Annotated in this window: 25 protein-coding genes; 14 read left to right on the top strand and 11 right to left on the bottom strand. The window is 59.1% G+C overall.

Going from position 1 to position 21,230, the window contains the following annotated elements:
- The first annotated feature begins 118 nt into the window (after positions 1-118).
- Positions 119-913, top strand: a complete 795-nt coding sequence (locus WAW39_RS04490; RefSeq protein WP_422316208.1) for a tRNA threonylcarbamoyladenosine dehydratase — start codon at positions 119-121, stop codon at positions 911-913.
- 29 nt (positions 914-942) lie between these two features.
- Here the strand turns inward: WAW39_RS04490 and WAW39_RS04485 are convergent, their stop codons facing one another.
- The 4 genes from WAW39_RS04485 to WAW39_RS04470 are packed head-to-tail and all read right to left on the bottom strand — an operon-like array spanning position 943 to position 2,944.
- The gene (locus tag WAW39_RS04485) at positions 943-1,248 is read right to left on the bottom strand and encodes a hypothetical protein (protein ID WP_422316206.1); all 306 of its coding nucleotides are present in this window, start codon (positions 1,246-1,248) and stop codon (positions 943-945) included.
- Between the two features lie 18 nt (positions 1,249-1,266).
- Positions 1,267-1,644 carry a rhodanese-like domain-containing protein gene (locus tag WAW39_RS04480; RefSeq protein WP_422316204.1) on the bottom strand — a complete coding sequence of 126 codons (378 nt, stop codon included), beginning with the start codon at positions 1,642-1,644 and terminating at the stop codon, positions 1,267-1,269.
- Between the two features lie 33 nt (positions 1,645-1,677).
- Complete coding sequence (locus tag WAW39_RS04475) at positions 1,678-2,205, bottom strand: hypothetical protein (protein WP_422316202.1); 528 nt, start codon at positions 2,203-2,205, stop codon at positions 1,678-1,680.
- Between the two features lie 22 nt (positions 2,206-2,227).
- Complete coding sequence (locus WAW39_RS04470; protein WP_422316200.1) at positions 2,228-2,944, bottom strand: Fe-Mn family superoxide dismutase; 717 nt, start codon at positions 2,942-2,944, stop codon at positions 2,228-2,230.
- Positions 2,945-3,051: 107 nt separating this feature from the next.
- Between WAW39_RS04470 and WAW39_RS04465 the strand changes: the two genes are divergently transcribed.
- From WAW39_RS04465 to WAW39_RS04415, 11 genes are all read left to right on the top strand, one after another.
- Entirely contained in the window at positions 3,052-4,122 is a 1,071-nt protein-coding gene (locus WAW39_RS04465; RefSeq protein ID WP_422316198.1) for an OmpA family protein, read from the top strand.
- Positions 4,123-4,150: 28 nt separating this feature from the next.
- On the top strand, positions 4,151-5,629 hold the full coding sequence (locus WAW39_RS04460; RefSeq protein WP_422316196.1) for a hypothetical protein: 1,479 nt from the start codon (positions 4,151-4,153) through the stop codon (positions 5,627-5,629).
- A 16-nt stretch (positions 5,630-5,645) separates the two neighbouring features.
- Positions 5,646-6,452: an HAD family hydrolase gene (locus tag WAW39_RS04455; RefSeq protein WP_422316194.1), complete on the top strand. Its 807-nt coding sequence runs from the start codon at positions 5,646-5,648 to the stop codon at positions 6,450-6,452.
- A 108-nt stretch (positions 6,453-6,560) separates the two neighbouring features.
- On the top strand, positions 6,561-6,875 hold the full coding sequence (rplU, locus tag WAW39_RS04450; RefSeq protein WP_422316192.1) for a 50S ribosomal protein L21: 315 nt from the start codon (positions 6,561-6,563) through the stop codon (positions 6,873-6,875).
- 20 nt (positions 6,876-6,895) lie between these two features.
- Positions 6,896-7,171 (top strand): 50S ribosomal protein L27, encoded by a 276-nt coding sequence (gene rpmA, locus WAW39_RS04445; RefSeq protein WP_300932427.1) that lies wholly within the window; start codon positions 6,896-6,898, stop codon positions 7,169-7,171.
- Positions 7,172-7,300: 129 nt separating this feature from the next.
- Positions 7,301-7,957 carry a phosphoadenosine phosphosulfate reductase family protein gene (locus WAW39_RS04440; protein ID WP_422316188.1) on the top strand — a complete coding sequence of 219 codons (657 nt, stop codon included), beginning with the start codon at positions 7,301-7,303 and terminating at the stop codon, positions 7,955-7,957.
- Positions 7,958-7,963: 6 nt separating this feature from the next.
- Positions 7,964-8,707, top strand: a complete 744-nt coding sequence (locus tag WAW39_RS04435; RefSeq protein ID WP_422316186.1) for a sulfite exporter TauE/SafE family protein — start codon at positions 7,964-7,966, stop codon at positions 8,705-8,707.
- Between the two features lie 12 nt (positions 8,708-8,719).
- Entirely contained in the window at positions 8,720-9,628 is a 909-nt protein-coding gene (gene cysD / locus WAW39_RS04430; RefSeq protein ID WP_422316184.1) for a sulfate adenylyltransferase subunit CysD, read from the top strand.
- A gap of 28 nt (positions 9,629-9,656) precedes the next feature.
- On the top strand, positions 9,657-9,923 hold the full coding sequence (locus tag WAW39_RS04425) for an addiction module protein (RefSeq protein WP_422316182.1): 267 nt from the start codon (positions 9,657-9,659) through the stop codon (positions 9,921-9,923).
- The gene (locus WAW39_RS04420) at positions 9,920-10,219 is read left to right on the top strand and encodes a type II toxin-antitoxin system RelE/ParE family toxin (protein ID WP_422316180.1); all 300 of its coding nucleotides are present in this window, start codon (positions 9,920-9,922) and stop codon (positions 10,217-10,219) included. The genes WAW39_RS04425 and WAW39_RS04420 overlap by 4 nt, the downstream gene beginning before the upstream one ends.
- A gap of 3 nt (positions 10,220-10,222) precedes the next feature.
- The gene (locus tag WAW39_RS04415; RefSeq protein ID WP_422316178.1) at positions 10,223-11,566 is read left to right on the top strand and encodes a sulfate adenylyltransferase subunit 1; all 1,344 of its coding nucleotides are present in this window, start codon (positions 10,223-10,225) and stop codon (positions 11,564-11,566) included.
- A gap of 95 nt (positions 11,567-11,661) precedes the next feature.
- On the opposite strand, the gene WAW39_RS04410 is transcribed toward WAW39_RS04415, so the two are convergent.
- The 4 genes from WAW39_RS04410 to WAW39_RS04395 form a co-directional block, all read right to left on the bottom strand.
- Positions 11,662-12,360: a hypothetical protein gene (locus tag WAW39_RS04410; protein WP_422316176.1), complete on the bottom strand. Its 699-nt coding sequence runs from the start codon at positions 12,358-12,360 to the stop codon at positions 11,662-11,664.
- Between the two features lie 252 nt (positions 12,361-12,612).
- Entirely contained in the window at positions 12,613-13,074 is a 462-nt protein-coding gene (locus tag WAW39_RS04405; protein WP_422316174.1) for a hypothetical protein, read from the bottom strand.
- A 410-nt stretch (positions 13,075-13,484) separates the two neighbouring features.
- Complete coding sequence (locus tag WAW39_RS04400; RefSeq protein ID WP_422316172.1) at positions 13,485-14,366, bottom strand: hypothetical protein; 882 nt, start codon at positions 14,364-14,366, stop codon at positions 13,485-13,487.
- A 26-nt stretch (positions 14,367-14,392) separates the two neighbouring features.
- A complete protein-coding gene (locus WAW39_RS04395) occupies positions 14,393-15,049 on the bottom strand; it encodes an HNH endonuclease (protein ID WP_422316170.1) in 657 nt (218 codons plus the stop codon).
- A gap of 368 nt (positions 15,050-15,417) precedes the next feature.
- Here WAW39_RS04395 and WAW39_RS04390 point away from each other — a divergent pair, with 368 nt between their 5' ends.
- Positions 15,418-15,630: a hypothetical protein gene (locus WAW39_RS04390; protein WP_422316168.1), complete on the top strand. Its 213-nt coding sequence runs from the start codon at positions 15,418-15,420 to the stop codon at positions 15,628-15,630.
- On the top strand, positions 15,627-16,046 hold the full coding sequence (locus tag WAW39_RS04385) for an HNH endonuclease (protein WP_422316166.1): 420 nt from the start codon (positions 15,627-15,629) through the stop codon (positions 16,044-16,046). The genes WAW39_RS04390 and WAW39_RS04385 overlap by 4 nt, the downstream gene beginning before the upstream one ends.
- Positions 16,047-16,263: 217 nt before the next feature.
- Here the strand turns inward: WAW39_RS04385 and WAW39_RS04380 are convergent, their stop codons facing one another.
- The 3 genes from WAW39_RS04380 to WAW39_RS04370 form a co-directional block, all read right to left on the bottom strand.
- Complete coding sequence (locus tag WAW39_RS04380; RefSeq protein WP_422316164.1) at positions 16,264-17,148, bottom strand: tetratricopeptide repeat protein; 885 nt, start codon at positions 17,146-17,148, stop codon at positions 16,264-16,266.
- A 103-nt stretch (positions 17,149-17,251) separates the two neighbouring features.
- The gene (locus tag WAW39_RS04375; RefSeq protein ID WP_422316162.1) at positions 17,252-17,725 is read right to left on the bottom strand and encodes a hypothetical protein; all 474 of its coding nucleotides are present in this window, start codon (positions 17,723-17,725) and stop codon (positions 17,252-17,254) included.
- 55 nt (positions 17,726-17,780) lie between these two features.
- Positions 17,781-21,110: a ribonucleoside-diphosphate reductase subunit alpha gene (locus WAW39_RS04370; protein WP_422316160.1), complete on the bottom strand. Its 3,330-nt coding sequence runs from the start codon at positions 21,108-21,110 to the stop codon at positions 17,781-17,783.
- Positions 21,111-21,230: the final 120 nt, after the last annotated feature.

The following is a 21,230-nucleotide window of genomic DNA, read 5'->3' as shown; positions in this document are numbered from 1 at the left end:
ATCCGAATTTATTCAAAATCTCTGCCGCCTCTGCTCCTCCGCCTCTCTGCGGCTAAATCGAATGATCCATGGCTCGGCAGTTCCTTGATCTCAAGTGCTGCCCACGCTAAACGACTGCATGGATGAATCCTACACCCAACGCTTCGGCGGCATCGGGCGGCTTTACGGAGCTGCGGCGCTGCCCCGACTCGCTGCTGCACACGTCGCCATTGTGGGTGTTGGCGGCGTGGGTTCATGGATCGTGGAGGCTCTGGTGCGCAGTGGCATTGGCGAGCTGACGTTGATCGACATGGACGATGTCTGCATCACCAACACCAACCGCCAGCTTCCTGCACTCGCCCACACCATCGGTGTGTCGAAGGTCGATGTGCTGGCCGCACGCGTGGCTGAGATCAATCCCGCCTGCCGCGTGAACCGTGTCATCGAGTTCCTCACCGAATCGAATGCGGACCGGCTGCTCGCACCGAACTTTGATTTCGTGGTCGATGCCGTGGATCGCACCTCGATCAAGGCGGTCATCATCGCCCGCTGCCATGCACGCGGTTTGCCGGTCATCACTTCGGGGTCTGCCGGGGGGCGGCGTGATCCCACGGGCATCAAAATCGCCGATCTCGGTCATGCCGGGGCGGATCCCCTGCTCCGAGGCGTGCGCCAGAGCCTGCGCCGTGATTACGGCTTCGCCAAAAGCGAACAGGGCCGCCCCGTGACGATGGACATCCCCTGCGTGTTCTCCATGGAGAAGCCGGTGTTTCCGTGGGCGGATGGTTCCTGCTCCCTCGAACCCGAAACCGGCGCTGAAACGGGCCTCCGCCTCGACTGCGCCGCCGGGTTTGGCGCTGCGACGTTCGTCACCGGTACGTTTGGGTTTGTGCTTGCGGCGGAGGTGGTGAGAAGGCTGGCAGCCGTGGAATGACTGGAGCGCAGAGTGCGCGAGTCATGGGATCAATCCCCGGCCAATGACTTGGGCCGGCCATCGTGAATGCCAAAAGAACTGCGTTGGTTGGCCCACCAAACAACAAAGGGCAGCCAGAAGAAAAGCCCGCCGGCAAGGTAAAGGCATGCGTAAGCCACCTGCGTCTGGTCTTTGGCTTCGTAGAGTCCGTTGACGAAGAAAGTTCCGAAGTAAGAGGCCAGGATGTAGAAAAAGACCCAGCCGCAATACCAGACCCACACTTTGCGATGGAACAGTCCAAAGCTGACAAGGAAGCAAATGACTGAGAAACCGAGGAAGTAAGGTAATGCTTCCATGAGTCGAAGGCCGGAGAGCTACTTCACCACCGGCTTGCCCGCAGCTGCCCAGCCGCCGAAGCCTTCATCCAAGTGGATCAGGTTCGTGAAACCGAGTTTTTCAAAGACCTCGAGGGCGCGCATGCTGCGGCCACCGGCCTGGCAGTGGACGAGGGTGGGCTGGGTCTTGTCGAGTTTGCCGAGCTGGGCTTCGAAGTCGTTCGCCATGATGTCGATGTTCTTCGCGCCTTGGATGTGGCCGTCTTTGAATTCGTCCGGCGTGCGCACATCAATGACGGCCACTTTGCCGTCGGCAATGATCTTGGCGGCTTCGTCAGCCTTGACGTGTTTGGCGGGGTCTGCGGCAAGCATGAGCGTGGGGAGCAAAAGAAGGAGGGCGGTGAGGAGCGTTTTCATTGGATGGGTTGGTGTAAAATATAAAGCCTAAATTCAGACCGTGCAGCGGACTTCGACGGGCATGCGGCTGAGACGTTGGTAGAGTTTAATCAGGGCGAGCAGAGGCCACCAGCGGTAGAGGTAGATTTCGAGCGGCTTCCACATGGCCACCCAGCCGATGATGGTGAGACCTTCGCGGGCGACGGACTGCCAGTTGCCATCGGCAGGGGTGATCAGCGTGGCGGTGAACTGGCAGGTGCCGAGGAAGAGCAAGCCGATCAGAAAGGATGCGCGTCCCTCGCGTATCAGGCGCTTGAATTCACGCAGCGTCATTTCGGCGCGATACTCAAAGTAATGGGCGATGGAGTTGGCGACGAGCTTCTGTGCGTCGGCGACATCCACGGGACGTTTTGCCAGGTGCACGACGAGCTTCAAATCGTGTTTGCGCGAGTGTTCCTGCGCCCAGCTGACGATGAATTCCTCGGCATCGTGATCCAGATCACGCTCATGGAACGGGGAGGGGTCCAGGGAGTTGAACAACTGGTTCAACTCCATGAGATTGACCTCGATGAGTTCGGTCATGAGCGTGATGCGGTGGAGCGGCTCACGCCTTTGCGGCAGCGTAGCCTTTGGCCACTTCCGCCCAGTTCACGACGTTCCACCATGCGGCGATGTAGTCGGGGCGCTTGTTTTGATACTTGAGGTAGTAGGCGTGCTCCCAGACATCCAGGCCGAGGATCGGGGTGCCAAGGTCGGCGGCATCGACGATGCCTTTCATCAGCGGATTGTCCTGATTGGGTGTGGAGGTGATCTTGAGCTTGCCGTCCTTGGTGACGATGAGCCAGGCCCAGCCGGAGCCAAAGCGCTTCACTCCGGCTTCGCCGAAGAGTTTTTTGAAGTCGTCGATGCTGGTGAAGGTGCTCTGAATCGCTTCACCGAGCTTGCCTTCAGGGCCGGTCGGGCCGCTGCCAGCCGGGGCCATCCATTTCCAGAACCAGGTGTGGTTCACGTGGCCGCCGCCGTTGTTGCGGATGGCCATCCGGGAGGCTTCGGGGAGAGATTTGATGTCGGAGACCAGTTCGATGGCGTCGGTTTTGCTGATGTTCGCCGCCTTGAGTGCATCACCGAGCTTGGCGATGTAGGCGGTGTGGTGCTTGCCGAAGTGGATGTTCATCGTCAGGGCGTCGATGTGGGGTTCCAGGGCTTCGGGAGCGTAGGGCAGGGGAGCCTGGGTGAGTTCCAGCGCGTGGCTGCTGGTGGGGACAACGAGCGAGCCTGCGAGGGCGGCGGTGCTGGTGGTGAGGAAGTGGCGGCGGTTCATGGTGTTGGGGTGTGGGTGAGCTTCCAGAATACGAATTCAGCGGGGGCGATGTCACGGCGAAAGTGCTGCGTGCAATCTTTTGTCACCGTGGTAGCTTTGCATTTGTCATGGCCGCAGTCACCCATCCCCCCGAATGGACCACTCCGCAGTCCTCTTTTCGTTCTCGTGACGATTGGAGCCTGAAATGGTGGGTGATGTTCGCGCTCATCCTTTCCGTGGTGTTTCACATGATGCTCGTGGTCGGCTTTGACACGCTGGGCATCTCAAATGTGACACCGACCAAGCCGCGTGATGTGCCGGAGCGCGTGCGCATCAGCGAGCAGCTGCTGAAAGACCAGCAGGCCATCCAGGAGATCCCGGAAATCATCGCTCCCGGCAACGTGCCCGACATGAAGGCCTTTGAGCCGAAATTGGATGATTTCGACAAGCTGCAGGAACTGCCCAAGAATCAGGAGATCGACCTCACGCCGAACGTGAAGGAGATTACGAATTTCATCCGCGCCAACGATCCCGGTGACGGTGCGCCCGGCACCTCCAAAGGCGTTGACATGGCGAAGCTGCTGGCCCCTGCGGCCATGGACGGGCCGGATATCGCCACAGAGATGGCCAGCGTGCGCCGGGATGTCTTGTCCAAACCCATCTCAGAAAAACAAATGCTGCTGGATGCCGGTGCCGCAGACCCCGGCGAGGGAGGCAAGATGGACAGCGGCCTTCTTGACGCAGTCAAAAGCCAGAGCACGACGGCCGCTTCAGGCGCACGCGTGAAGGGCTTCAGCAACCTCGATGATCTGCTCGGTGGCGGTGGCAAAATGGGTGGCAGCACGGCCCCGATTCTGATGCCCACCGATCTGCTGTTTGAGTATGGCAGCGACCAGCTCGCCGAAGCGGCACGCCTCAGCCTGATGAAGCTGGGTTTCCTCATTCAAAAAAACCCGGATTCGCTCTTCATCATCGAAGGCCACACCGACAGCTTCGGCGGTGAGGACTACAATCTCGAGCTCAGCATCCGCCGTGCGACGGCGGTGGTCAGCTGGCTGCGAGAGTCGCTTGGCCTGGGAACCGACCGCATTCAGGCCGTGGGCATGGGCAAGTCGAAGCCGATCGTCAGCACCGCCGGCACGCCGGAGCAGCAGGGCATGAACCGCCGCGTGGAAATCAAGGTGCGGCCGAAGAAATAACCCGTTTCACGCCAACCCCGCAGTCCGCATGTCGGTCAAGTCCGTGTATCTGCAGTTAACGAAACTATGGCTGCGCGGCGGCCGCTGGGTGGTGATGTTCGCTTGTCTGATCTTTTTTGCCTGGTGCTACATGCGGGCCTTTCAGCGGCAGGGGATCACCCGTTCAGATCCCCTTCCGGAGCATGAGCGGATGTATCTGAACGCCGCCATCGAAACACGGAAGGACCTGACGCCGGATTTCTCCAAAAGCGTTTCCAAGCCGCTGAACGACTGGCTGCCGCACCGCACGGATGGCGTGGTGCGCCCCATCTGGCCCTGGCTGGCCGCATGGAATGTCGGGGCGGAGCAGCCTCTGTCATCCGGCCCCTTGAGCAAGGAGGACCAGCGGGTGCTTGGGGCCAGCAAGTGCTGGCTCATGGGAGTGAGCCTGGGCTTTTTGATGATGCTCGGACTGGCGGCGGCGCGGGCGTTTTCGGTTCCGGCGGCGTTGCTCACGATTTTGACCATCGGCTTTGGTGTGCTGCTGCCTTCCACGGCTGAGTTTTCACCGGATGTGCTGTTTCAGCTGCTGTTTCTGCTCACCTGGGTTTGCTGCGTGGCGGCGTTGAAACGCAATTCTCTCTGGCTTTACGGGTTGATCGGCCTGTTCTCGGCGCTGGCGAATCTGACGCTGCCCACCACCACCACGCTGGTGCTGGTTTTCATCGCCGTGAGCACGCTGCGCTGGCTGTGGGGCTGGGTCCTGGCCCACCTGCCCCATGAACGCGGCACGTCTCTGTGGGTGTGGCGGAATCACTGGCTGGGCATGGTCCTGCTGGTGGCCTGCCATCTGATCACCGTCGGCCCCATGATGGCGTACTCGAAGGAGAAACTGGGAGACGCCACGCCCTTCCACTGGCGGTGGTTTGAAAATGAAACCGCCATGCAGCAGTGGACGGCGGTGCATCGGACGCGCGAAGCTTTGCAGGCTGTGCCCGCTGGCGAGATGCCGAGCTATGCAAACTACCTTGCAACCCATTCACCCAAAGAGAGGCAGGAGCGCTTTTGGCACGGCGGGCTGAAAATGATGGGAGCCGTGCTGCAGTTCCCCTGGAGCTTTGATTCGCTGCCGCATGAACGCGGGGTGTTTGTGAGCGTTCTGGCCAGCATTTTGTGCCTGCTGCTGCTGATCATCGCGTTCGTGGCGCCACGTGCGGCGCATGCCGGGCAGGCCTTGCATCCTGAAACAGCCCCGCTGGCTTTGTTCAGCATTCTGGCCTTTGTGGCCTGCACGCTAGATTTCGGCTGGGACATGCCGGTGCTCACCTGGGGAAATCGTCATCTGGCCTTGTATCCGCCGCTGGTGCTCAGCCTGCTCTGGGCCAGCGAGGCATTGGTGCATCGTGCGCGCCGGCGCAACATGCGGCTGCCAGTCTTCGTGATCTACGAAACGGTGCTGTGGGCGCTCTGCACTCTGGCCTTCTGGCGAGTGATCGCGGTCTTGCAGCCGGGCTCTTTCGCGGCATGAATGCGCGCCCCTATTCATGGCTGCCTCCAAACATCGTTTCATTCTCTGCTTCGACTTCGATGGCACTCTCATACATCCCGAGAGAGAGCCCGTGTTTCATCCAGGTCTCGGGCAGATGATTAAACTGCTGCGCGGACAGGGCGCGGCGTGGGTGATCAATACGGGCCGTGGCTTGAGCCAGACCATCGAAGGGCTCGCGCAGCATGGCATCTACATGGAGCCGGATTTCATCATCGCGCGGGAGAGTGACATCTATAAGCCGGGCTTCTTCAGCCGCTGGACGGACTACGGCTCCTGGAACCGGCTGGCGCGGCGTGCCCAGGAGCGGTTCGCCAAAGACCACCAGGCATCGCTTCAAGACATCCGCCGCATGGTGGAGACACAGACCCAGGCCTCGTTCATCACCGCTGGTGAGGGTGAGATGGGCATTGTCGGCACCAGCGACCTCGAACTCGACGGCATTTGTGCTTACATCGACACGCACGCACGGCAGTTCCCGGACATTGGCTACCATCGCAACGGCATCTACCTGCGCTTTTCGCATAGCGGCTACAGCAAAGGAACCGCGCTTAGCGAACTCGCACGCCTGCTCGGTCTGGACGCCTCGGTGTGCTTTGCCGCCGGGGACAATTTCAATGACCTCAGCATGCTGGATCCGCGCCATGCCCACATGATCGCCTGTCCGGGAAATGCGGTGGAGCCGGTGAAGCAGATCGTGCATTCACGGGGTGGATTCATCGCCACCCGCTTCGCCAGCGAGGGCATGATGGAGGCGCTGACACATTTTTTTGGCAATTCTCCGCCCCCAGCAGCCATATTTTAACAATTCTAAAGCTTTCGAGGGAAGTTTTCCCTTGCCGAATGGGTGGACGTGTGGAAACCTCTGCGCCCCTCGTCCCAAAATGACGGGGCAACTCTTACTTTTCAGGTTATGGCATACGCAATCATCAAAACAGGCGGCAAGCAGTACAAAGTCTCCGTGGGCGACAAGTTCGACGTGGAGAAACTCGAAGCTGCAGAAGGCGACACCGCGACCTTCGACCAAGTGCTCGCCGCCGGCGAAGGCAGCAGCATCACCGTGGGCGCTCCGACCCTGGCAGGCGCCAGCGTCTCCGCCAAAGTGATCAAGCAGCACAGAGCTGACAAGGCCACCACCTTCAAGTTCCGCAAGCGCAAGGGCTTCCACAAGACTCGTGGTCACCGCCAGCCGCTGACCCTCGTGCAGATCACCGCCATCAACGCTTAATCCCTTAATACTCTCTTCTTATGGCCCATAAAAAAGGACAAGGTTCCGTCAAAAACGGTCGCGACAGCCAGAGCAAGCGTCTTGGCGTCAAGAAATTCGGCGGCGAAGCCGTCATCGGTGGCAACATCATCCTCCGCCAGCGTGGCACGAAGTGGGTTCCAGGCCGCAACGTCGGTCTTGGCCGTGACCACACCATCTTCGCTCTCGTGGCTGGCCGAGTCCTTTTCGACAAGGATGGCCGTCGTGTGAATGTCGAGCCTGTTGCTGCTGAGCCAGCCGCTGCCCTCGTGGCATAAGCGATCGAACAGTTATTTTCATCAGGGCGCGGATCACCTCCGCGCCCTTTTTCTTGCCCAAATTCCGTCGTAAAGTCCTATTTCCTACTTTACACATCGGGAATCAGGTGAATACTCCGCGCCCCTCGCATGAATCCCGACCAAATCCAAGCTCTCAACGATGCCGCCCGTGGCCAGTCGCCCCAGGAAATCATCAAGACCGCCCTCGCTCATGCCGGCGGCGGGGCCATCGTCACCACGAATTTCCGTCCGTATGAGGCTGTGATCCTGCATCTCGCGACTGAGCAGAGTCAGGACATCCCGATCCTCTGGGTGGATCACGGTACCAATCTCCCTGAAACCTACCTCTTCGCCGAGAAGAGCCGCGTCAGGCTGGGCCTCAATCTGCTGCCCTACCTGCCGAAAATGACCGCCGCCCACTGGCTGGCGCTCAACGGCGGCCAGGTGCCGATGCCGGATGAAGTCGAGCGCGTGGAATCCTTCAGCCGCATCATGAAGCTGGAGCCCTTTGAGCGCGGCATGCGCGAGCTCGCTCCGAAGGTCTGGATCACCGCCCTGCGCAAGGAGCAGAATCCTCAGCGTGCCGCCACGCTGCAGCCCTTCATGTGGGATGCCAAATTCAACTGCCTCAAGGTGAACCCCATCCTCGAGTGGACGCCCGTTGAGATGGATGCCTACCTGCTTGAGCACAATCTGCCGAACGAGCGTACCTACTACGATCCTGCCAAAGGCGACGAAAAGCACGAATGCGGCCTGCACGCCAAGCTCGTCACCGACAAAGCGTAAGCGTTCATGGAACTGCCTGATCATTTCCTTCTGTACGTCCTGGCCGGCTTCGTCGCTCAATTGATCGACGGAGCACTCGGCATGGCCTACGGCGTCAGCGCCTCCTCCTTGCTGTCCGTTTTCGGTGTGTCACCCCAGGTCGTCAGCGCCACCGTGCATGCAGCGGAATGTTTCACCACGGGGGCCTCGGGCATCTCTCATCATGCGTTTGGCAATGTGGACCGCGTGTTGTTTCGCCGGCTGCTCATTCCTGCGGTCATCGGTGCGGTGGTGGGTGCCTACATCCTCACCTCAATCGACGGCAAGGTGCTCAAGCCCTACATCTCCGTCTATCTTGTGATCATGGGCGCGGTGATCATTGCCAAGGCATTCACCCGTGTCCCACCGCGCAAGGTCACCACCCATCTCGCCCCGCTGGGATTTTTCGGCGCGTTGGTGGATGCGATGTGCGGCGGCGGCTGGGGGCCCATCGTCGCCTCCAACCTCATCATCCGTGGCAATGACACGCGCATCACCGTGGGCAGTGTGAACGCCGTCGAGTTCTTCGTCACGCTCGCTGCTTCCATCACCTTCTTCCTGACCATCGGCCTCACGCATTGGAACATCATCCTTGCGCTCGCCATCGGCGGTGTCATCGCTGCGCCCCTCGCTGCGTGGTCCGCGAAACACATCCCGCACAAGCCCTTCATGGTGCTGGTCGGTCTGCTGATCGTCGTCATCAATTCCCTCCGCATTTTCAAGATCCTTTAATTCACCCGTCTCATGTCCGCGATCACCCATCTCCAATTCCTCGAATCCGAGGCCATCTACATCCTGCGCGAAACGGCCGCGCAGTTCCAGAAGCCCGCACTGCTGTTCTCCGGTGGCAAAGACTCCATCGTCATGGCCTGGCTGGCGCGCAAAGCCTTTCATCCTTCGAGGCTGCCCTTCCCATTGCTGCATGTGGACACCGGCCACAACTTCCCCGAAGCCATCGAGTATCGCGACTGGTTCGTGCAGGAGATCGGCGCCACGCTGACAGTCGGTCTGGTGCAGAAGTCCATCGACGATGGGCGTGTGCAGGAGGAAAAAGGCTACAACGCCAGCCGCAACAAACTGCAGACCGTCACCCTGCTCGACACCATCGAGGAAAATAAGTATGACGCCTGCCTTGGCGGCGGTCGCCGTGATGAAGAAAAAGCCCGCGCCAAGGAGCGCTTCTTCAGCCACCGCGATGAGTTCGGCCAGTGGGACCCCAAGAACCAGCGCCCCGAGCTGTGGAACATCTTCAATGGTCGCAAACACTTCGGCGAGCACTTCCGCGTCTTCCCGCTGAGCAACTGGACCGAGATGGACATCTGGCAGTACATCCGTCAGGAAAACATCCCGCTGCCAAGCCTCTACTTCAGCCATCAGCGCAAGATCATCGACCGCCAAGGCCAGCTTCTCGACGCCGGCACCGGCATCATCCCGCTGCACGATGAAGAAAAGCCGAAGGTGAAGGAAATGACCATCCGCTTCCGCACCGTGGGCGACGTCACCTGCACCGGCGCCGTCGAATCCACCGCCAGCACGATTGATGAAATCGTCGCCGAAGTCGCCGCTGCACGCCAGACCGAGCGCGGTACACGTGCCGATGACAAGCGCAGCGAAACCGCCATGGAGGACCGCAAAAAAGAGGGCTATTTCTGATTCCTGAAATCGTGCTATTCTCCTGGCTATGACTGCAAATCCTCCACTTACCATTGAGTCATTCTTGGAAGTCTCTGAGCAGCTTCCTATCGACGATCAGTATGAGCTGCTGAATCGTTTGTCTGATCGCCTGCATGGTGGCGAGAATGCTGATGACAGGGAGGTTTCGCTTTCACCGGAGTGGATGGAAGAAATCAATCGCCGCATAGGTGAAGTCGAGTCGGGAACGGCGGAACTTATCCCGGCTGAACAAGTGTTGGCCGAGCTTCGAGCTCAGGTGCGGACAGACTCATGACGTTTCACTTCCACGCCGGCGCAAGACGCGACCTCAAGCAAAGCTATTCCTGGTATCAAAAACACAGTGAGCGGGCCGCCTCAGAGTTCCTTGAGGAAGTGTCCGCCACACTCGACAAAATCAGCAACACTCCTGGCCATTTCCATCCCGTCGCTAAACAGAGCAAAGCTCGTGCCGTGCGAGTGGATCGCTACCCTTTCAACCTCATCTACCTCCCGTCCGCCACAAACGTCATCATTATCGCCGTGGCCCACGACAAACGCCGCCCTGATTACTGGCAGCGCAGAATTGACTGAATTATGACCACCACCACTCTCAACCCTACTGAATCCTCTCTTCTTCGTTTCACCACTGCTGGCAGTGTGGACGATGGCAAAAGCACCCTCATCGGCCGCTTGCTGTATGATTCCAAATCCATCTTCGAAGACCAGCTTCTCGCCGTCGAAGAATCCTCCAAGCGTCGTGGCGATGCCCACGTGAATCTCGCGCTGCTCACCGATGGTCTGCGTGCCGAGCGCGAGCAGGGCATCACGATTGACGTGGCCTACCGCTACTTCGCCACGCCAAAGCGCAAGTTCATCATCGCGGATACTCCGGGCCACATTCAGTACACCCGCAACATGGTCACGGGTGCCTCCACCGCAGATCTCGCGATCATCCTGATCGATGCCCGTCTCGGTGTCATCGAGCAGACCATGCGCCACACCTTCCTCGCGAGCCTGCTGCGCATCGGCCACATCGTGCTGGCGGTGAACAAGATGGACCTCGTGGATTTCGACGAGGCCGTTTATAACAAGATCGTCGCTGACTTCCAGGCCTTCGCCAAAGGCCTCGATCAACTGCCAAAGGTCACGCCGATCCCGATGAGCGCGCTCAATGGTGACAACGTCGTGGACAAGTCCGAGAACACCCCGTGGTACACCGGCCCTTCGCTTCTGCAGCATCTTGAAACCGTCCAGGTGCACAGCGAAACCGCTGCGGATGAAGCCCGCTTCGCCGTGCAGTGGGTCATTCGCCCGATCTCCGACCGTGAAGACGCCAAGCTGGGCAATCTGCATGACTACCGTGGCTTCGCCGGCCGCATGGCCAGCGGCACCTTCAAAGTGGGCGATGACGTGCTCGTGTACCCGTCCGAGATGAAGTCGAAGATCACCGGCATTCACACCTATGAAGGCCCGCAGGAAGAAGCCATCCCGCAGCTCAGCTACAGCATCACCGTGGCCGATGAAATCGACACCAGCCGTGGCGGCATGATCGTGAAGGCCAACGAGCCCACGCAGACGAGCCATGAGTTTGATGCCATGATCTGCTGGTTCGCCGACAAGAAAACGCTCAAGCCACGCAGCCGCTTCCATCTGCGCCACACCACCAATGATGTGCGCGCCGTCGTCACGGACGTGCTCTACAAGGTGAACATCAGCACGCTGGAAAAAACCACTGAGAGCAAGGAGTTCTCCCTCAACGACATCGGCTGCATCCGCATCCGCTGCGCAGCGCCGATCTTCTTCGACCCCTACTCCAAGAACCGCACCACGGGCAGCTTCGTCCTCGTCGATGAACAGACGAACAACACCGTCGCTGCCGGCATGATCACCAAGTCGCTGGTGGATGCGGGTGACGAAGATGCCGAAGTGGCGATCTAAGGCGGACTCAAGCCCTGAGCATGGTCACGTTGGAAGACGTGGCCATGACCTGCGGCGGTCTTTTGACGCAGGCAAAGGCGATGCCGGGGCGGCTCTTACAGCTTGCTGGTCAGGCGCAGCCAAAGCATCCCTTTGGGGCGGCCTTCGTTGGTCCAGCCGCGCTTCATGCGGTCGGTGAAAGCCAGCGGCCAGTCATATTTCTTCCATTGGCGCTCGGTGTCCGACTGGACCTCGATTTGATGGGTCAGGCGGAAGCGTTCGATGAGCAGATTGGTGACTCCGGGCACCAGGCAGTCATGTGTTTCGATGATAAAATCGGAATACTTCAAGTTCGGAACTTTGACGGGGTCCAGCAGGTCGGCCTCGCCGCCTTCGATGTCGCAAAAGACCAGAGTCTTCGGGCCGGAGAGTTTCTCCAACTGGTTCCAGTCGCACAAGGTGTTGATCTCGATCTGCGGCAGGACGTTGTTCAGCGTGGCCAGCTTTTCCAGCATCTGCCGGGGCCGCTCGACGATGTCGAACGCCACAATGCGCGGCGTGACCTTGGTGAAGGCAAAGCCCACGGCGTAATAGCCTTCGGCGGAGCCGACGTTGATGATGCGATCATACTTTTTGGCGGCGATGTCATGGATCCAGCCTTGGATGGGCTCTTCAAAGCTTCCCACCAGCTTGGTCACGATGGCTGAATTGATCAGCTGGCGGATCATGGAGTCAGACTCGCCTGGCAGATAAAACTTCATGCCTTTGAAGGGCCCGCTCCGGATCACGGGTTCCTTGCCGAACAACCTTTCCATTCGGGTGATCTTTTTTTCACGTCGCCGGGATCTGAGCCATTCACGAATCATAAGTGCGTGGGGTATGACTCATAAACACGGGAATGTCTAAGCATTTTTGGGATTGAATCACGAGGTGTGATTTGGAGCATGGACGGAGATTATGCCTCGGCTGCGTTGGTCATGAGTCCTGCCGCGATACGGGCGATGACGAAGGGAAGATCAGGCGCCACAGGAAGGATGCCCGTCAAATGTCAGAGGCAAACGCAGGGCTTACAATGACAAGATCTTTTTCCCTGTCTTGGTGCGGCACGGCACGTGGAGGTGATCCAGCCAGACGGGGATGAAGTAGTTGATGAGGAACTTCCGCGCCTCGGCGAGGTCATCGAAGGTGGTGCCCGCCCAGGGGGAACCGCGTTCCTGATAGTAGAACTCCCACTCGCCGCGCCGTTTGGAAATGAAGTAGCTGCCGTCTCTTGATCCCACCTCGGTGCTCACCGGAGGCAGGTTCTCGGGCTGCAGGCCCTGGGCCGCGAGGCTGTCCTCGATGTCCTGGCGCGTCAGCGTGAAGACCTTGTTCACCGCCTCCTGGCAGCGCTCCGTGTTGCCTTCTTCATTCGTGTCCCGCCACTCCGGCGGCAGTCCCAGATGCGCCAGCGAAAACGTCGCCACATCCTCCCGGGATTGCAGCACCTTCATCTGCTCGGCGATGGTGAGAGGTTTGGCGGCCTTCATGCGCCAAGGTTCCCGGAAACCGTCAGGAATCAAGCCGTTGCAAACAGCGAGGGATATTCGCCCCAAGTGGGGACAGTCGGCAGCATGAGTACGAAGCCCGCCCGTCTGCGAGCGCACGGCAAACACCCCGGCATGCGAAGACGCTCATAGCCGGGCGGTTTGGCGGAGGAAACGGTAGTCAATGGACACGCGCTCGACGCCAAACACGACCGCCCTACGTCCTGAGCCTGCTGCGCCCAGCACACAGACCTGTTTATAAGTGCTCGTGGTATAGAACTGCAGCGTTGCCCATGCGATGTGCTCGATGAAATCAGACCCGGGCGGACTCGCGATCTCTGCCTCCGGCACGAAAAAGGCATCCGCGAGATGGCAGCGTGAGATCGTGATGCTTTGACGGGCTCGGTGAGGTCCTACGCATACCGTCCCGGCCGGTTCGCCGTATCACTGCGCGCCGAGGGCGCTGGCACGGGCCGGTGCATCACCTTCTGCGAAGGCAGCCAGCCTTGATCCCGCCACTTGCGCAGCCCTGCGCGCCAGTCCTTGATCGCGTTTTGGCCGTTCACCCATCCGTTCGCCTCCCAGTGGTTGAACATCGAGGCTCCATCGCTGGCCGGCAGTCCGATCTGCACCGCGTAGGCCTCCAGCTCCGCCTGGGTTGCACGGCCGGCAGGGGGCTCTGCGCCGCCGGGAAACTCCAGGCATTGGAGGCTGATGCGCGGGTCCGCTTTGTTCAGCCAGTTCAGCAGCCTCGCACGGCTGAGCCGCTTTTGTTTCAGCTCGCACCAGGCGGTGCATTTTCCCAGTTCCGCCGGGATGTCGAGGGCTTGATACGCCGGGTTCGCAGCGAGGTGCGCGAGCCACATCGCGTCATCCACCGGCAGTCCACGTCGTTTGGGCTTGAGTTCCTTGGCGGATGCCAACGGCTGCGCTGTGTGACCCGTCCCGGCCTCGCGTACGTACGCGGGTTCGCGCCCTTGTGCAGGTGTGGGGGCGTGTGGGTGGGCGGGGGAAAGGGGAGTCTGAGGGGAAAGGGGGAGGGAGGGAGAGAGGGGGAGAGGTGTTGTGTTTTCAGACGATTCAGCCGCATCAGGACACTCCAAGACGGGTTCAGACGATGGTAAGACGTTTTCAGACGCGCGCAGACGCTGTGATTCATAGTAGCGGCGGTTCCTTTCGGCACGCCTGCCGGCCTTGGATGGCTCCGCATCCACGATAACGCCACCCTCGGGGGTGAGTTCAAAGCGCCTGCCCGAGGCGAGCAGCGCGGCAATCATTTCTGGCTGGATCACCATGGTTATAGTGTGGTATGGAGTGGTATTTAAAAAGCTGAGTTCAGCCCCCCGTAAACATGAACGTTTTCCAGGTGCCGTTCCAGAAGCTCCGTATAGCCGGTCGAAGACTTGGGATGCACGCGCTCATGACAGGGGCGGCAAATCGCCACCAGCTCGAAGAGGAGCTCATCACCCACATGGGCATAGGTCCGATGGTGGACTTCCCTGGCCGGAGCCTCCAGGCACCCTTCGCAAGTGCCCCGGGCCCTCCTCAAAACGCGTTGGCGCACGGACTGCCAGTCGGCGGATGCCAGATAGCGACGATAGACAGCCCGCCACTCCGCCTTCCGCCTGGCGATGGCAGCTTCCCGGCACTGCCCGTAGGCAGCAGCGCCCTCGCGGAGGCGCCTCTGGTACAGCTCCTCATTCCACGGCGGGCACCTCTCGCGGTTGGGGACGCTGGAGTGCGGGAGTGAATGGCTGAGCTTCTGGCCGCAGTCAGCACACTGGATGCGATAGAAAGGCTTGCCGTCCGACTGAAGCGCCACACGAGGCTCCTGCCACAGATGATCGCAATGCCGCTGCCTGGCCACCTCCGCGCTGATCTCACGGCTGTCGATGTCCAGCGAGGGAAACAGCCACTTCCTGCGGATGGATCTTGGCTGGGGGATCTCTTCCATGATGATGGGCAGGTGTGTTTCCATAGGTGTCTGGAGGCAATGCTGAAACCGGTTTGGATGCCATGATGGCCGGCATCTTTTTCTTCTTCAAAGCGCCGGTCCGGGATCGGGCGGCGGGGCAGTCGTATATGGTATGATCACCATGGATATATTATGGTATGATCCGGTATTTTATCAAGCACTTTTGACCTGCTTCACGATCTCGCCCCGGCCTGTGTGCAAAGCTTTGCAACTGGAAGCAAATCAGCGCAGGCGTGGGCATTCCGTGCCGGGAACATACCTGTGATGAGGCAGTCTTGTGAAAACCGGTCCATGTGGGGCTGACGGATTGCCGGGGGGGAGTGAGGAAGTGAGGGGTTGCGTCAGGCAGACTCAAACGATAAACTCCCGTCATGTCACAGTCGATCCACCTTGATCTCGAACTGCCGGGCGATCTGGCGCGGTTCAAGCTGCCCACCGGAGTCAGTGAACGGCTGACCGCCCTGCTGGACAAGCAGGATTCGGGACAGACTCTCACCGATCAGGAAAGGGCTGAAGCCGAAGGGCTGGTGGATCTGGCGGACACGCTGACTTATCTGGGACTCAAGGCCAGGGCTGCGGCATGAGCATCCCAAACTTCTTGCGCATGCAGGTGGTCGAACGCGCAGCAAACCGCTGCGAATACTGCGGGCTTTCTCAGGAAGGTCAGGAAGCAGTTTTTCACGTGGACCATATCCAACCGGTGAGTTTGGATGGACCGACTGAGCTTGAAAACCTGGCCCTGGCCTGTGTGTCTTGCTCGCTGCGCAAATCAGCGCGGGTGAGTGCGGCGGATCCAGACACCGGCGGCATGGTTCCACTGTTTCATCCTCGGCGTGACCTATGGAATCTGCACTTTCGTTGGAATGCGTCTGAGCTGATCGGCATCACTCCCTCGGGGCGCGCCACGGTGTCAGCACTGGCCATGAACCGCCCCATAGCCGTGAGCATCCGGCATGAAGAATCGTTGCGTGGCCGCCACCCGCCTCCAGGGCATCTGTGAGCTGGAGTGACGGAACCTCGTTGAGGTTCCTGATCCGGCGGGGATCGTGGGTGGCGCGGTTCCCAGGAGAGCACTCGCTATCGCTCGGCACTCCTGGGCTGCATGACGAAAGCCCGTTGGGCTTTGGGGTCGGGGCGTGATGGACTAGGCTGGGGAGGCAGGGTTGCTGATTTTTGCACCCTGACGTCGTTTCCCGCTGCTGCGAAAGGCGGGAAGGTCACCGAATTCTGTGAAGAGCATCCACAACGGGTTTGAAATCCCTGCTAATTTTTTGACCCTCAACAATTTCATTCGGAGACATTTCTGCTTCCAGACCCTTCCGCATGCTTTTGGCAGGGTCGAGTCCTTGTCCCGCAGCTAGATTGAGCCATTTATAAGCTGTCACGCGATCTTTGAAAACTCCCGTTCCCGTTGCGTAACTCCATCCGACATTGGCTTGAGCCTGAGCGTGATTTTGGTTTGCGGCACGCAGCCACCATCGGACTGCTTCCTCCCGATTCACCTCTACACCGAATCCAGTAGAATGAAAAATCCCAAGGTTGAACTGAGCGTCAGCAACACCGTGATCAGCAGCTTTTTTCGTCCATGTTAAAGCAGCTTTTCGATCTACTGCCACGCCTTCTCCATGCTGGTAACATGATCCTAAATAGCTTTGAGCCAGCGGAACATCCTTCTCAGCAGCCAATTTAAACCATTTGGCTGCTTCCGTATGATCACGTGGAAGCCCATCACCCTCGTAATAAAATAAGCCGACCATTAACTGAGCTGGGCCATGCCCTTGTTTGGCATTGGCAGTCATCAATTGAATAGCTTTTGGAAGATCCTGCGGAACGATCTCACCCGCCCAGTAAGAAGCCGCCAGCCAATATTTGGCTTCCAAGTGACCTTGCTTGGCTGCCTCTTCAAAAAGCTCCATGGCCTTTTTCCCATCCGGCTTAACAAGCACGCCATCATAATAACACATGCCAAGTCTCCACTGCGACACAGCATCACCTGCTTCAGCACCGCGCCTGAGCTTTTCGAGGTTCATATCATCTTCGCCTGCTCGCACAGCAGAAAAAAAATGGAGCGAAACCCAAATTAAAAACCAAAACAACTTCATCACTGGGTAGGGTGTCAAAGAGATGTACGATGCAGGCTAATTGCTTAATTCAAATGAATTAAGCCCGAGTGGTTCCAATGTCCATACTGCGGGTTTTGACGCCTCAAACGGCGTTGAAGGACACCTCTTCGTTTGCCTTTTCCCAAGGCCTGCGGATCCGGTAATATTGGGACACCTCCCTGTCGAGTTGAGAATTAGGCAGCTTAGCTTTGGGTTGAATGTAATGAGAATAAGGCCACTGGCCATATTCTATCCGCTTCATGAATATGCGATACGTTGGAATAATTTCGACTTTCTCCAGAATGTAATCAAGAAGCACACTTTCAAGGATAAGAATTGAACTCTGGCACCCTCGCAATGCCTGCGAAAGGCGCTCCCAATGCACTAATTCGAGATAGGGTTTGCTATGTCCCTCACAATAATCGTCCACATGAATAGTTGTGCACGGAACCAAGCGAGAAAGTTCCTTTGCCAATTTCGTTTTTCCAGCCCCATGATCGCCGTCAATTGCGATGACATAAGGCGGGGATACTGATGCGACATCGAGTTGGAGAGGCGACCTGCGGAGCGATTGCATGCCCATATATTATTTGCCGTTGTTGCAACAGTTGGGATTGAACAACGACGTATCATCACTGGCAAGCCTCACACGTCCCGCCATTGCGCATGGCCTCCAGTGAGCAGGCCAGGGCCTGGTCAGCGGTGAACTGTTTGGCTGCTGCTGCGGCGACGGCCACAGCGGCGTGGTGCTCACCGACGACGCCGCGCTTTTCCTTCTCGACTTCGCTGGTGGCTTTTTCGATGTTGGAGGCGCTGCGGGTGCGGAGGTAGTAGGTGGTCTTGAGACCCTTGCGCCAGGCGGCGCGGTACATGTGGGAGAGGGTCTGCATGGCGCTCTCGCCGCAGAAGAGGTTCACGCTCTGGGACTGATCGATCCACTTCTGACGACGTGCAGCGGCGTCGAGCAGCCAGGCCCAGTCGATGCCGAAGGCGGTGGCGTACTTGCGCTTCAGGTCCACGGGGACTTCCTCGATGCTTTCGAGTTCGCCGTCGGTGTACTTGATCTTGTTCTGGATCTCGGAGTTCCACAGGCCGCGCTTCTTGAGGTCCTTCACGAGGTAAGGATTCAGCACCATGAAGTCGCCGGAGAGGTTGCTCTTGGTGTAGAAGTTCGTGAACAGCGGCTCGATGCAGGGGCTGGAGCCCATGATGTTCGAGATGGTGGCCGTCGGCGCGATGGCGAGGACGTTGCTGTTGCGCATGCCGTTCTTGGCGATCTTCGCACGCAGGCCGGACCAGTCCATCTTGCCGCCACGGGGGACGTCGATGTCGAGGCCGCGCTCTTTGGCGAGGAGATCCACGGTGTCCTGCGGAAGGAGGCCACGGTCCCACTTGCTGCCTTTGTAGGTGGAGTAGGTGCCTTTTTCTGCGGCGATGTCGCTGCTGGCCTCATAGGCGTAGTAGGCCACGGCTTCCATGAACTCGTCGTTGAACTCGACGGCTTCCTTGGAGGCGAAGGGCAGGCCTTTGCGGTAGAGCGCGTAGCCGAGGCCCATGACGCCGAGACCGATGGGGCGATGACGGCTGTTGGCGGTCTTCGCGGATTCGGTGGGGTAGTAGTTGATGTCGATGACGTTGTCGAGCATGCGCACGGCGACGCGGATGGTCTCGCGCAGCTTGGAGTGGTCGATGTTGGCGTTGTCGTCGAGGTGGTTGTCGATGAGGACGGAGCCCAGGTTGCAGACGGCCGTTTCTTCATGGCTGGTGTTCAGCGTGATCTCGGTGCAGAGATTGGAGCTGTGGATGACACCCACGTGGTCCTGCGGGCTGCGGACGTTGCAAGGATCCTTGAAGGTGATCCAAGGATGACCGGTTTCGAAGATGGACTTGAGCATCTTCTTCCAGAGGTCGAGTGCTTCCATGACACGCCCGAAGATCAGACCCTTGGCGGCCATCTCTTCGTATTCGACGTAGCGTTTTTCAAAGGCGCTGCCGTAGAGCTCGTGCAAGTCCGGCGTTTCGTTGGAACGGAAGAGCGTCCAAGACCCGCGGTTCTCCATGCGCTTCATGAAGAGGTCGGGCACCCAGTTGGCGGTGTTCAGGTCATGCGTGCGGCGGCGTTCGTCACCGGTGTTCACACGAAGCTGGAGGAAGTCTTCGATGTCGTTGTGCCAGACTTCGAGGTAGGCGCAGCCGGAGCCACGGCGTTTGCCACCCTGATTGACAGCGATGAGCTGGTCATTGTGCAGCTTGAGGAAGGGGATGACGCCCTGGCTTTCGCCATTGGTGCCTTTGATGTAGCCGCCGGTGCCGCGCACGGCGGTCCAGGAGCCACCAAGGCCACCCGCCCACTTGGAAAGGTAGGCATTGTCCGCGATGCCGCGCTGCATGATGGACTCGATGCTGTCGTCCACCTTGTAGAGGTAGCAGGAGGAGAGCTGGCTGTGCATCGTGCCGCTGTTGAAAAGCGTCGGTGTGCTGGAGCAGAAACGGCGGCCTTTGTAGAGGCGGTACAGCGCGATGATCTTGTCCTCGGCATTTTCCTTTTCCTGCACGCAGAGGCCCATGGCCACGCGCATCCAGAAGAGCTGCGGGGTTTCAAGGCGCTTGGAAGGCTTGGTCTTTTTGTCGACGATCAGGTAGCGGTCATACAGCGTCTGGATGCCGAGGAAGTCGAAGTCCATGTCGGCGGCCGGGTCGATGGCGTCGGCGATCTTGTCGAGGTCGTATTTGAGCAGCTGCGGGTGCAGACGCTCGATCTCGATGCCACGGGCGAGGTTCTTGCGGAAGCCACGGCGGTGGAAGTTCGGCAGCTGCTCGATGCCATGATCCACGATGCTCCAGCCGAGCACTTCTTCATAGATGTAGGTGAGGAGCATGCGTCCGGCGAACTTCGCGAAGTCAGCGTCCTTTTCCATCAAGGTGCGCGCATTGAGGATGATGGTGGTCTTGAGCGATTCGACGGAGATCTCGCTGAAGATGGAGCGGCGCAGCTCCATTTCGATCTCGGCACGGCTGACGCAGAGGTCGAGGCCCAGGCTGGCGAAGTCGATGCGGCGCTTCAGATCCTGGCCGTCCCAGAGGAAGGTTTCCGTGGGGGAAACACGCACCAAGATGAGCGTCTGCTGCTGGTCGGACTCCTGCTCGTCCAGGATGGCGGCGGCCGTTTCTTCACCGAAGCGCATGGTGGAGCGCAGCGCACGGTACTGAATGTAGGCACGGGCGACCTTGAAGAAGCCCTGCTTCATGAGCTCTTCTTCGACGAGGTTCTGCACGTCTTCGATGTGCATGAACTGCTTGCCGTCATTGATGATGGCGCGGCTGACTGACTCGGCCACCTGCACGGCAGGCGTGGAATCCATCTCCATGGAGAGGAAGGCCTTGCGCACGGCGATCTCGATCTTGTTGTGGTTCCAGGGAACGAGCTGGCCGTTGCGGCGAATGACTTTGGTGGTGACCATGATGGGTTGGAGAGCGCCAGCGTCATTGGCGTCGGAGTTGGCAAGAGTTTCGGTGCGTTTGCGGCGCTCGGCAAGACTGCGGGCCACGTCGTGGGCGTTGTGACGTACCAGCGCCTGCTCAATGACCTGGTAGATCTCCTTGGTGCTCAGCATCGGGGCCTCAGTGCCATTGTCCGTCGTGCGCTGGGCGACCTCCTCGGCCACCGCACGTGAAATGGCCTGCACCAGCTGGCGGTTTGAGTCATTGAAGATTTCGCTCTGACGCTGGCGCGCCATGAGCAGATCGGTGATCGCATTGCCCACGGTGTCGGCGATTTCACCGACATCGAAATCACGCTCGCTGCTGCCGATGCGCACCTTGGTGTTTCCCGTCATGGGAATGCCAATCACGCCTGCGGTCAGCGCACTCCACTCAAACTGAGGTTTTTCGTGCTTCGGAGTGTTGTGAGCGACGTTTTTAAGCGCCTTGTCTTCTTTGAGCAGGTCATGGGCATGGGTCATGGCAGGAGGTCCAAGTTTAAGATTAACGAGAGCAGGGGATGAGCGGAAAGGGGCAATGGGCCGAAGGAAATTTCACTGGAGGAACGCCAGCGAAAAGTCGGCCAGTAATGATAAATTAAA

Origin of the sequence: Prosthecobacter sp., assembly GCF_049294395.1 — a bacterium.
Lineage (GTDB): Bacteria > Verrucomicrobiota > Verrucomicrobiia > Verrucomicrobiales > Verrucomicrobiaceae > Prosthecobacter.
The sequence above is the reverse complement of the archived record's forward strand: the minus strand, read 5'-3'. Positions and strand labels throughout refer to the sequence as shown.

Bases quoted from the DNA above. Each gene is read 5' to 3' on its own strand.
- WAW39_RS04490 (WP_422316208.1), top strand. From the start codon at position 119: ATGGATGAATCCTACACCCAACGCTTCGGCGGCATCGGGCGGCTTTAC.
- WAW39_RS04485 (WP_422316206.1), bottom strand. From the start codon at position 1,248: ATGGAAGCATTACCTTACTTCCTCGGTTTCTCAGTCATTTGCTTCCTT.
- WAW39_RS04480 (WP_422316204.1), bottom strand. From the start codon at position 1,644: ATGAAAACGCTCCTCACCGCCCTCCTTCTTTTGCTCCCCACGCTCATG.
- WAW39_RS04475 (WP_422316202.1), bottom strand. From the start codon at position 2,205: ATGACCGAACTCATCGAGGTCAATCTCATGGAGTTGAACCAGTTGTTC.
- WAW39_RS04470 (WP_422316200.1), bottom strand. From the start codon at position 2,944: ATGAACCGCCGCCACTTCCTCACCACCAGCACCGCCGCCCTCGCAGGC.
- WAW39_RS04465 (WP_422316198.1), top strand. From the start codon at position 3,052: ATGGCCGCAGTCACCCATCCCCCCGAATGGACCACTCCGCAGTCCTCT.
- WAW39_RS04460 (WP_422316196.1), top strand. From the start codon at position 4,151: ATGTCGGTCAAGTCCGTGTATCTGCAGTTAACGAAACTATGGCTGCGC.
- WAW39_RS04455 (WP_422316194.1), top strand. From the start codon at position 5,646: ATGGCTGCCTCCAAACATCGTTTCATTCTCTGCTTCGACTTCGATGGC.
- rplU (WP_422316192.1), top strand. From the start codon at position 6,561: ATGGCATACGCAATCATCAAAACAGGCGGCAAGCAGTACAAAGTCTCC.
- rpmA (WP_300932427.1), top strand. From the start codon at position 6,896: ATGGCCCATAAAAAAGGACAAGGTTCCGTCAAAAACGGTCGCGACAGC.
- WAW39_RS04440 (WP_422316188.1), top strand. From the start codon at position 7,301: ATGAATCCCGACCAAATCCAAGCTCTCAACGATGCCGCCCGTGGCCAG.
- WAW39_RS04435 (WP_422316186.1), top strand. From the start codon at position 7,964: ATGGAACTGCCTGATCATTTCCTTCTGTACGTCCTGGCCGGCTTCGTC.
- cysD (WP_422316184.1), top strand. From the start codon at position 8,720: ATGTCCGCGATCACCCATCTCCAATTCCTCGAATCCGAGGCCATCTAC.
- WAW39_RS04425 (WP_422316182.1), top strand. From the start codon at position 9,657: ATGACTGCAAATCCTCCACTTACCATTGAGTCATTCTTGGAAGTCTCT.
- WAW39_RS04420 (WP_422316180.1), top strand. From the start codon at position 9,920: ATGACGTTTCACTTCCACGCCGGCGCAAGACGCGACCTCAAGCAAAGC.
- WAW39_RS04415 (WP_422316178.1), top strand. From the start codon at position 10,223: ATGACCACCACCACTCTCAACCCTACTGAATCCTCTCTTCTTCGTTTC.
- WAW39_RS04410 (WP_422316176.1), bottom strand. From the start codon at position 12,360: ATGGAAAGGTTGTTCGGCAAGGAACCCGTGATCCGGAGCGGGCCCTTC.
- WAW39_RS04405 (WP_422316174.1), bottom strand. From the start codon at position 13,074: ATGAAGGCCGCCAAACCTCTCACCATCGCCGAGCAGATGAAGGTGCTG.
- WAW39_RS04400 (WP_422316172.1), bottom strand. From the start codon at position 14,366: ATGGTGATCCAGCCAGAAATGATTGCCGCGCTGCTCGCCTCGGGCAGG.
- WAW39_RS04395 (WP_422316170.1), bottom strand. From the start codon at position 15,049: ATGGAAACACACCTGCCCATCATCATGGAAGAGATCCCCCAGCCAAGA.
- WAW39_RS04390 (WP_422316168.1), top strand. From the start codon at position 15,418: ATGTCACAGTCGATCCACCTTGATCTCGAACTGCCGGGCGATCTGGCG.
- WAW39_RS04385 (WP_422316166.1), top strand. From the start codon at position 15,627: ATGAGCATCCCAAACTTCTTGCGCATGCAGGTGGTCGAACGCGCAGCA.
- WAW39_RS04380 (WP_422316164.1), bottom strand. From the start codon at position 17,148: ATGAAGTTGTTTTGGTTTTTAATTTGGGTTTCGCTCCATTTTTTTTCT.
- WAW39_RS04375 (WP_422316162.1), bottom strand. From the start codon at position 17,725: ATGCAATCGCTCCGCAGGTCGCCTCTCCAACTCGATGTCGCATCAGTA.
- WAW39_RS04370 (WP_422316160.1), bottom strand. From the start codon at position 21,110: ATGACCCATGCCCATGACCTGCTCAAAGAAGACAAGGCGCTTAAAAAC.